General features: G+C 38.1%; 9 protein-coding genes and 1 pseudogene. 2 read left to right on the top strand and 8 right to left on the bottom strand.

Going from position 1 to position 10430, the window contains the following annotated elements; all coding sequences use genetic code 11:
- Positions 1 to 370 (bottom strand): annotated as a pseudogene (locus VLZ86_RS14915) (hypothetical protein); the annotation flags it as partial.
- 116 nt (positions 371 to 486) lie between these two features.
- On the opposite strand from VLZ86_RS14915, the gene VLZ86_RS14910 reads away from it, so the two are divergent.
- Positions 487 to 957, top strand: coding sequence for a regulatory protein RecX (locus VLZ86_RS14910; protein ID WP_325452756.1), 471 nt, complete (start codon positions 487 to 489; stop codon positions 955 to 957).
- Between the two features lie 361 nt (positions 958 to 1318).
- Here VLZ86_RS14910 and VLZ86_RS14905 read toward each other — a convergent pair whose 3' ends face one another.
- From VLZ86_RS14905 to VLZ86_RS14885, 5 genes are all read right to left on the bottom strand, one after another.
- Positions 1319 to 1810, bottom strand: coding sequence for a DUF6646 family protein (locus tag VLZ86_RS14905; RefSeq protein WP_325452754.1), 492 nt, complete (start codon positions 1808 to 1810; stop codon positions 1319 to 1321).
- Between the two features lie 65 nt (positions 1811 to 1875).
- A complete protein-coding gene (locus tag VLZ86_RS14900; protein WP_325452752.1) occupies positions 1876 to 2739 on the bottom strand; it encodes a cupin-like domain-containing protein in 864 nt (287 codons plus the stop codon).
- Between the two features lie 144 nt (positions 2740 to 2883).
- A complete protein-coding gene (locus tag VLZ86_RS14895; RefSeq protein ID WP_325452750.1) occupies positions 2884 to 3990 on the bottom strand; it encodes a serine hydrolase in 1107 nt (368 codons plus the stop codon).
- A gap of 55 nt (positions 3991 to 4045) precedes the next feature.
- Complete coding sequence (locus VLZ86_RS14890; RefSeq protein WP_325452748.1) at positions 4046 to 5473, bottom strand: flotillin family protein; 1428 nt, start codon at positions 5471 to 5473, stop codon at positions 4046 to 4048.
- A complete protein-coding gene (locus VLZ86_RS14885) occupies positions 5442 to 6077 on the bottom strand; it encodes a hypothetical protein (protein ID WP_325452746.1) in 636 nt (211 codons plus the stop codon). Before VLZ86_RS14885 ends, VLZ86_RS14890 begins: the two co-directional genes overlap by 32 nt.
- Positions 6078 to 6541: 464 nt before the next feature.
- Between VLZ86_RS14885 and VLZ86_RS14880 the strand changes: the two genes are divergently transcribed.
- Positions 6542 to 8329, top strand: coding sequence for a peptidase M61 (locus VLZ86_RS14880; protein WP_325452744.1), 1788 nt, complete (start codon positions 6542 to 6544; stop codon positions 8327 to 8329).
- 58 nt (positions 8330 to 8387) lie between these two features.
- On the opposite strand, the gene VLZ86_RS14875 is transcribed toward VLZ86_RS14880, so the two are convergent.
- Both VLZ86_RS14875 and atpD read right to left on the bottom strand, forming a co-directional pair.
- Entirely contained in the window at positions 8388 to 8663 is a 276-nt protein-coding gene (locus tag VLZ86_RS14875) for a F0F1 ATP synthase subunit epsilon (RefSeq protein WP_325452742.1), read from the bottom strand.
- A gap of 75 nt (positions 8664 to 8738) precedes the next feature.
- Positions 8739 to 10247 carry a F0F1 ATP synthase subunit beta gene (gene atpD / locus VLZ86_RS14870; protein WP_325452740.1) on the bottom strand — a complete coding sequence of 503 codons (1509 nt, stop codon included), beginning with the start codon at positions 10245 to 10247 and terminating at the stop codon, positions 8739 to 8741.
- Positions 10248 to 10430: the final 183 nt, after the last annotated feature.

The raw sequence follows: 10430 nt of genomic DNA, 5'->3' as shown, positions 1-10430 counted from the left end.
TGTCAGAGGTCGGTGAAACATTTATGGTAGATCCCCATTGAAGCCCATTTACCCAAACTGTTATACTACGTGGAGCGGTACCTGTGAATGCTCTTGCATAGGTGAAGGACAGCATTCCAATTCCTGAGGAATAATTTGAAGAGGTTACAAATCCACTATTGTTTAAGCAAATTGCTCTACCATTTAACGTTTGATCGGTGCGTGCGTTGGTCGCATTCCAAATAGTTCCATCATCTCCAGTCCAAATACGTGGTTGATAGGTATTTGGACTTGATGTTGGAATGTTCGTAAAACTCTCCGAGCCTTGCCCATACACAGACAAACCAGAGCATATGAATGCTACCAATAAAAATGTGTATTTTTTAATCATGAGAAAATTAATTAATACTTATTGCTAACACAGGTGATCAAATATAAGCTAAAATACCTTACATTCAACACGTTACGATTTATGAGATATTATTAAATTAGTTGCTATTTTTGCATATGTTTTCGAAAAAAACCTATACCGTCGATGAAGCTTTAAAGAGAATGGAACACTACTGCAGTTATCAAGAACGCTGTCACAAGGAAGTCATCCAAAAGCTCCGTGACATGTCAATGATTCCTGAAGCTATTGACCATATCGTGGTAAAACTTATGCAGGACAATTTCTTAAATGAAGAGCGCTATGCCAAAGCTTTCGTCAGCGGAAAATTCAGAATTAAGAAATGGGGAAAACAACGTTTGACACGCGAGCTAAAGCAAAAAGATATTGGAAAAACTCTAATTTCCTTGGCCCTTCAAACCATAACCGAGCAAGAATATTTGGAAACTTTTCATGCACTGGCTGAAAAGAAGGCAGAAAGTATTAAAGAAACCAACGTTTTAAAGAAGAAGAAAAAATTGGCAGATTATTTGTTTTATCGTGGATGGGAAAGCCATTTGGTGTATGATAAGGTCAATGAGATTTTTTAGGCATAAAGCATTAGAGGTGAGAAAGTATAGATGAGGGAAAAATCGCGAAGATTGATTAATAACAATTAACGACCGACGAATATTGATTTTTGAATAGTGATTAACGAATAACAACGTTTGTTTATCACGCTCCAAACTAATCAAGCCTCTACATTGCTCGAAAACTCTGCAAAAATTCGTGCGATCCGCTGAAAATAATTCTTAATTTAAAGAAATGAGTGGATAGAAGGTGGCCAAGTTTGATAGACGATTATCGATTGAAGAATGTTCATTTTTGACAAAAGACAACAGACCAATATCAACAAAAAAACTGTACCATTCCGAAGAACCGTACAGTTTAAAATATCAATTAAAATGCTGTTTATAAGTTAAATGACGCGCCAATAGTGAATACAAATTGGTTGTAGATATACTGCGCCGGATTGGTGATGTTGGCTTTATATTTTGCAATTGGGAACACCGCTTCGGAGAAAACTCCAAAACCATCTGAGAAAAAATAACGAGCGCCCACATGACCTCCAAAATTCTTTAAGCTCAGGTTTAAACCTGGATAAACATCAAAACTTTCATCAACATTCAATACGCTCCCTAAATGCGCATTAAATCGTCCTTTAACGTCAAAACGATCACCAAAACTAGCATTCAATTCTTCCTTGACACCTAAAGCGTAGGCGCCTACAATACCTATAGAGATGTTTTCGCCAAGACCATAATCATAGCTTACATTAATCCCTGTTGCATTATCTTGGAAGTTTGCTCCAATTTGAAATTTGTTATCAGTGTTTCCTATAAAGGCCTGTGCATTTACAAAAGAAACGCTCAAGACACATAAGATTACAATCAGTTTTTTCATGATAAAATAGTTGTGTTTAATTTTTGCGCAAATATAACTATGTTTTTTAATAATGCGCTAAGTATTTAACCTAAACTCTTTAGGGTCCTGCTAATGGCTTTTTCGTTTTTCCACTCAATCCATTTTTGACCTTGTAGCTTGCGCATCATGGCATCAAAATGCCGCATGATGACAATATTATAAACGGCTTTCCCAAAGTTTTTTGGGTTTCTGGCGATAGCCCTTAAACTCATTGAAAACCCTGGAGTCAAGTATTTCATATAATGCCAATACCCTTCTGGCATATATAAAACTTCGCCATGGTTCAATTCAGTTTTATACCCTTTTGCTTTTTTGAGTGCGGGCCATTTTTCTAAATCTGGATTTGAAAAATCGATGTCCTCTCGGGTAATTAATGAATGTGGGATCTTGTAGAGATAATCATTTTGCTTCTGGTCAAATAAAATGCATAGTTTTTTTCCTTCAAAGTGGAAGTGGAAAATGTTTGCAAGATCAATGTCATAATGCATGAATGTATGGGAGTTTTTACCACCAAAAAACAGCATAGGTAACCCTTTCATCAGCTTTAGTCCAAAATCAGGATAGGAATAATCGTTCTGTAACTGTGGTACCTCCTTTAAGGCATTCCACAAGAAAATTCGAAATTTGGTCGGTTCACGTTTTAAAAGATCGATATAATCTGCCATTTTCATTTTGGCATGTGGCTCATTAAATCCATCTTTATGATGTACAGGACGATCGTCATAAAGTGGTACGATCTTATCTCCTGCAATCTCCTTGATATAGTCTAGTCGCCACTTTTCATAGGCTGGCCATTCTTCAATAAAGCGCTCAATTACAACAGGTTTTTGTGGCTTGAAATAGTGCTTTATAAAATCCTCTTTGGTAATAGTTTTTACACGAGGGATGTCTTGTAGATCTAGTGCCAATACATTAAGGTTTAGCTTGCAAAGTTAAGCAATCGTAACAGAATGACTGAAAAGGAATGTTAAATATTTGAGTGATTTCACCTTTGGCATCAGTGAGTCCGTATGTTAAATCAGGTTGTCTTGAAGATAAAAAAACTCCTCTTTTCAATGACCTTCCAAAACCAATTGCCGCCCTAAGGCTGCCAAAAAAGGAATGCCTACAGTGTCATATTCGTAAATACCATCATTATAAATTCTGTTTTTGTTGACATGGATGGTGGCCGTGATAAGGTATTCTTTTTTTGTCTTGCTGTCTACGATATAGGCGCAATCGGTTAAATAGCCATAAGCATAACCTACTTTGTTATAAATTTTCAGATGTTCAGGGATAGGATTTTTACTATCTCCAATAACTAAAAACTTGCCATAGCTATCATAATATTCCTCGGTGGTATATCCGGCTTCGCGAGGAAGGATTCCCATGGCTTGAATTAAAAAGTGCCGATCATCTTCTTTAACATGAAATTGTTGGTCTTTAGGAAATAATTCTGGAAATATCAAACGTTTTAGAATGCCATGTAATGAACTGATGGGCAAATAGTTTTTATCAGAAAAATCCATCGGCTGATTGACCAAGCTGTCGCTAACGGTGTATCCCAATCCCTTTTTTATCAGATTCAAGTGTAAAGGAGAAATAGATAAATTATTTATTGGCTCTGTCTTAAAAATGATTTCTTCACCCTTGTAAAAAGAAATAGACTTGGTCACCAAATCGTCAGAGTTTGGTGTGGACAAACGGTGTGAGATTCTAGCGGAAATACCTTTAGCGTTAAGACGACGGTTGATGTCATCCTGACCTAAAAACTCAAACAATCGGTTGGAAGCAGCGTTACTGCTTACCGCAAATATGTCGGTGATATCTTTGGCGAATGAGGAGATGATGCTATCTCCTTCTACTTGATAAGTCGTGTTTCTATTGAGCAATTTGTGTTCGTTCAACTTTTCCAAAGCCAATATGGCTATTGGTAACTTCACGGAACTGGCAGGATAGAAATACGTGTTATCGTCTACCTGAAATTGATCTTCCTTAAAACTGACCTTATCATTTTTGTCACGAACGACTTCAGAAAAGAAAACCTGCACTTCGTGGGAAGGCAGGTCTTTCATTACTCTATTTATTTTGACATCATCGGAAGATAATGCGCTTTTAACTGGACCCATGGTCGTACATCCCAAAGTGCTTAATAATATAAATAAGACTGCATATTTCATTGTTTAAAAATATAGAAAAGTTATTTAAAACGATAATTCAATAACTTAAAAACTCTTATTCCTCATTTTTTGGAACGCTCTTACTTTTTGGATTTTCTTTCTGGACATCAGATTGGTCCTTGCCTTTTAAATATTCAGGCAAATCCATTCCAGCCATATTGAACATGTCCTGCAATGGTGGCACTGATTTGTACATGCCTGAAAGGAAATTAGCCGTTGATGATTTCCCATCGCCATTGCCACCGTTTTCCCATACGGTTACTTTATCGATTTTGATATTTTTAATGGCTTCCGCTTGTGTTCTTACCAATTCCGGTAGTTTATCAGCAATCAATAGCAATACCGCATCTTTTGAATTGTTGCCGGCAGCTTTCACAATTTGATCTAAACCTGCAGCTTGCTTGGTCAAGACTTCGTATAGACCTTGGGCTTCTGCCTGCGCCTTGAATAAAATAGCATCAGCTTCACCTTTTGCTCTTCTACGGATGCGTTCTGCGTCAGCTTCGGCATCAATTTCTACTTTTTGTTTATCTATTTCAGCTGGTACAATAATATCGGCCATTTGAGAGGAGCGCACACGTTCAGCTCTTGCTATTTCAGCTTCCTTCTCGGCAGCGTAAGATTCTTCCAGTCCTTTTGCTGTTTGTACTTTTTCAGATGCGGTAGCCACACGGTCTGCTTCTGCTTCACGTTGACGTCTTAAGGAATCGGAATTTGCCACCGCAATTTTGGCCGTATTTTCACCTTCAACTGCTTGAGCATTGGCCGCAGCCACTTGTGATCTTTGGTCTTGTACGGCATTTGCCTCTCCAATCGATCCATCTCTTACTTTTTCGGCAACCGACTTACGTGCGGCATTGATTGCATGGGCGGCAGCTTCTTTTCCTAAAGCTTCAATATATCCAGACTCGTCAACAATATCGGTAATATTGACGTTGATCAATTTAAGGCCTACTTTTTTCAATTCCGATTCTACACTTTGTGAAATGTTGGTTAGGAATTTATCTCTATCGTTGTTGATTTCTTCAATGTCCATGGAGGCTACAACTAAACGCAATTGACCGAAAATGATTTCTTTGGCCAATTCTTGGATATCACTCATGCCTAAACCCAATAAACGTTCGGCAGCATTCTGCATCACGCCCGGTTCTGTTGAAATCCCAATCGTAAATCTGGAAGGAACGTTGACCCGTATATTTTGTTTTGAAAGAGCATTTACCAAGTTGACCTCAATAGACATTGGCGTCAAGGTCAAAAACGAATAATCTTGGATGACAGGAAAAATAAAAGCAGCGCCACCATGAATACATTTGGCAGATTGGCCACCTCCAACTTTACCGTAAACTACCAGGATTCTATCGGAAGGACAGCGTTTGTAGCGTCTGATAAGGATGATTAAAAATACAAAAATAAAGAGGATCGCAACAACGACTGCAATGGGCAGCCCTAAATTAAACGTCTCTTGTGTCAGCAGGAATCTCATAGGTTTTTGGTTTAAAGGGTTCTATTGGTTTAATGGTTTGATCGACAATAAGGATGCCGTTACTGGTGACATCTACAACTTTAATAATGGTGCCCGATTTCAATTCAGTAAGGGAATCTGAAAGTGCTTCGAGCTCTCTTAAAGTGCCTTGAACACGTACGCTAACCTTACCCATTCTTGAACGGTTTTCGCCAATGGTCAAATAGACTTCACCAATGGCGCCAATGGCATTTTTATAATCGAGTGTGCCGCTATCGGTCAGTTTTTTCATAGAATGGAACATCGCAGCCATAATGGTCATCATGATCAAACCGGCAATTACCGAAATTAAGACGGTGATGGGTTTTGAAAATCCTTCGCCAATACAGGCAATTCCCGTCCATCCAAAAATGGTAAAAAATCCGATAAGATTTTTAAGTGAAATAAATTGAAATTCGATGCCAGTATCGGTATCAATCGATGTGTCAACATCATCAAAATCCTCGCCACCATCAAATCCCATAAGGGTCATGATAACAATGAAAAGGAACACGAGAGAGCCAATAAGGGCGATGACCCAGTAAAACTTGGCGAACAATTCTAAATCTGAAAACCACTCCATCATAATCGGATAATTTTTAATTTAAAAATGGAATATAAGACTTTAAAAATCTTAGACCATTTATTTTGATAATAACATTGAAAGGGTATTCACCTCGATCTTTCAATGCTTTAGGTAATTCTATTCAATAGAAACATGGGTTAAATTCCTAATGTTCGACTATTACTACCGTCACTTCAATATTTTTCAAGGAGAAATTCCTAGAGTATTGTCAACCTTCTATTTATTGGTAGTAAAATACGGATTTTTGTTACAGAGGAGGTAGTTTTTATAATTTGACATCTGCGTTTGGTTGAAATTACTTTATTTTAAATCAAACTCTGTGTCGCACATTTCACACCTGTATTTATGTTTGGTGTAAAATGGCAGTGAGGAAAATAAGATTCCAAAAAGAGACCCGAAGAGTGATTTGAGGTCTTAAAAAGGTTTAAAATCATTGTATATTTACGAATCAAAATTTCAAAACCATGATTCGTATACTTTTCTCCCTCATTTTTTTTCTGACGTCATTTCTTTTTCAAGCGCAAATTTCTTCAAAATATACTATTTCTTTTGAAAATGCGGTACATCACGAAGCTACCATCAACGCAACTTTTACTAATCTCCAAGCAGATGAGACGGAATTTGCCATGAGCCGTTCTTCGCCTGGTCGCTATGCTTTGCATGAATTTGCGAAAAATGTTTACAATGTAAAAGTAACCGACGGAAAAGGAAAGGAACTTACTGCCACGCGGCCAGATCCGTACTCTTGGAAGGTTAAAGGCCATGATGGTACAATCCATGTCAGTTACACGTTGTTTGGTAATCATGGCGATGGTACTTATGCGCAATTTGATGAAACCCATGCACACTTTAATGCACCCGCAGTCTATATGTATGCACCGGAACTCAAAGATCAGGAAATTGAGGTGACTTTCAATGTTCGGGAAGACCTGAATTGGAAGATCGCCACCCAACTCAAACATTTACAAAATAACACCTATTATGCTAAAGATTTCCAATATTTAATGGACAGTCCTGTAGAAATTGCCAATTTCAGAACGCGTTCATTTAAAGTTAAAGATCAAACCATAACTTTTGTGTTGCATGATGATGCTGCTACAGAAGAACAATTGGATGCTTATTTTGATAAAGTCAAGAAAGTAGTTTTAGAACAGAGGCAGGTTTTTGGTGAATTGCCACGGTTTGATTATGGTGAGTATATCTTCTTGGCCTGCTATATGCCAAATGCTACTGGAGATGGGATGGAACATCGGAATTCGACATCTATTCCAAGTTCAAGAAGTTTATCTCAAGGAGGTCTTGAAATGAATATTGGAACCGTTGCCCATGAGTTTTTTCATATTTGGAATGTGGAGCGTTTACGTCCAAAATCTTTGGAACCGTTTGATTTTTCAAGAGCTAATATGAGTGGCGATTTATGGTTTGCGGAAGGGTTTACCAGTTATTATGATGATCTGTCTTTGGTTAGATCTGGGATTATGAGTCGGGAAAAATATATTGACGGGCTTTTAAGGACTTTTAATTATGTTTGGACTTCTTCGGCAAGACAGTTTTTTACACCTATTGAAATGAGCTACCAAGCCCCTTTTGTAGATGCGGCGAGATCCGTAGATGATACCAATAGAGAAAACACGTTTATCTCCTATTATTCATATGGAAGTATGTTGGCCTTGGCTCTGGACCTATCCTTAAGAGAAAAGAATTTGAATCTTGATGATTATATGACCTTGGTCTGGAATTCTTATGGGAAAACGGAAATTCCCTATACAGTTGAGGACCTTCGGCAAAGCCTGAATCAGTATGCAGGAACGGAATTCAGTGATCATTTTTTTAAAAATTATATTTTTAAAAGTGGCATGCCAGATTATAAAGAGGCTTTTAAACAGGTTGGCTTGAACTTGAAAACCAAAAACGAGATTGAATTTGGTGCCTCAGTTAGGAGTCAGAGAATTATGACACATCCTAAAATGGGTTCTTCCGCATATAGATCGGGCTTTGAAAAAGGGGATAAAATTCTCAAAATTGGAGGCATTATCTTTGACGGAAATGCAAGTATCAATTCGGTGCTAAATACGTTTAAAGTAGGAGAGGTGATTACTATTATATATGAGCGTTTTGGAACTGAAAACAAAAAAATGGTCACCATTGCCACGGATGTGATCTACGATCTAAAGCCGATGGAAGAAAACGCCAAGGACTTACCCAACAAGATTAAAGAGAACCGCGAAAATTGGTTAAATTCTAAAGTCTAAAACTAAAAAATCACGCTTTCGGGCGTGATTTTTTTTATGTCAAAGAAGTAAGTTTTGATTAGTCAACCAATACAATTACTTTATTGTCTTTCATTTCAACAGTGCCACTATTAATGTACATAACCCAGCTTCCGTCTTCTTTAGTGAAGTTTTCTTCCTGACCTTCCGCAATGGTAGCATTACCCTTGAATTTCACCGGGCCTTTCCCAAGAATGGAAACAATAGCCGCGTGATTGTTCAACATTTGGAATTCACCTTCTATACCTGGTACAGTAACGCTTTCAACATTACCACTAACCAGTGAAGCTTCAGGGGATACAATTTCTAAATACATAGTTTTATAGTTTGTAGTCCGCAGTCAACATTCTGCAGCCATTGAAGACTGAAGACTGCCGACTGCCTACTTGTTTTAGGCTTCAGCAAGCATTTTTTCGCCAGATTCAATAGCTTCTTCAATAGTTCCTTTAAGGTTGAAGGCTGCTTCTGGTAAGTGGTCTAATTTACCTTCCATGATCATGTTGAATCCTTTGATGGTTTCTTTAATATCAACCAATACCCCAGGTATTCCTGTAAATTGCTCAGCAACGTGGAACGGTTGTGATAGAAAACGTTGTACACGTCTTGCGCGTCCAACAGCCATTTTATCTTCTTCAGAAAGCTCTTCCATTCCTAGAATAGCAATAATATCCTGTAATTCTTTATAGCGCTGTAATAACTCTTTTACGTTTTGAGCACATGTGTAATGCTCTTGTCCTAAAATTTCAGCCGTTAGGATTCGAGATGTAGAATCCAATGGATCCACCGCAGGATAAATACCTAACTCAGCAATTTTACGAGACAATACAGTGGTTGCATCCAAGTGGGCAAACGTTGTTGCCGGTGCAGGATCCGTCAAGTCATCCGCAGGAACGTAAACCGCCTGTACAGATGTAATGGAACCTCTTTTTGTTGAAGTAATACGCTCTTGCATGGCACCCATTTCAGTTGCCAATGTTGGTTGATAACCTACTGCAGATGGCATACGACCTAATAATGCAGAAACTTCAGAACCCGCTTGTGTAAAACGGAAGATATTATCAACGAAGAATAATACGTCTTTTCCTTGAGCTTCACCGGCACCATCACGGAAATACTCGGCAATGGTCAATCCTGATAATGCTACACGGGCACGAGCTCCAGGAGGTTCGTTCATTTGTCCAAATACGAATGTTGCTTTGGATTCTTTCATGATGTTTTTATCCACCTTAGATAAATCCCATCCACCATCTTCCATAGATTGCATAAAGTCGTCACCATATCTAATAATGCCAGACTCCAACATCTCTCTCAAAAGGTCATTTCCTTCACGAGTTCTTTCTCCAACTCCAGCAAATACGGAAAGTCCACCGTGACCTTTTGCAATATTGTTAATCAACTCCTGGATCAGAACCGTTTTACCAACACCCGCACCTCCAAATAAACCAATCTTACCACCTTTTGCATAAGGCTCAATCAAGTCGATAACTTTGATCCCTGTGAATAATACTTCTGTTGAAGTTGATAGATCTTCAAATTTAGGTGCTTGTCTGTGGATAGGCAAACCAGCATCGCCGGCTTTAGGTAAATCACCCAATCCATCAATAGCATCACCAATAACATTAAACAAACGTCCGTAAACATCTTCGCCAATTGGCATTTGAATAGGAGCACCCGTAGCCACTACTTCAGTGCCTCTGCTAAGCCCATCCGAAGAATCCATCGCAATGGTACGAACAGTATCCTGACCAATATGAGATTGGACTTCTAATACTAATAAAGAACCATCAGGTCTTTTAATTTCTAAAGAATCATAGATTTTTGGAAGCTCTGAACCCGCTTCAAACGCTACGTCGATTACTGGGCCAACGATTTGTGCAACTTTACCTGTAACTTTTGACATTACTTATCTGTTTAATGTTGAATTAAATATAAAGCGAAAAAATACGTACCCAATCAAGTTGGGTACTTCGTTTTTCGCGCTGCAAAGATATGATTTTTAAACTAATTAAAAAGTGCTTTTTGGCGTTTTTTAAGCAAAAAAAAACACCTTCTTTTGAAAGGTGTTTTAATTTTTGAATTTTAA

It is taken from the genome of Gelidibacter sp., assembly GCF_035515035.1.
Classification (GTDB): Bacteria; Bacteroidota; Bacteroidia; order Flavobacteriales; family Flavobacteriaceae; genus Gelidibacter.
The sequence above is the reverse complement of the archived record's forward strand: the minus strand, read 5'-3'. Positions and strand labels throughout refer to the sequence as shown.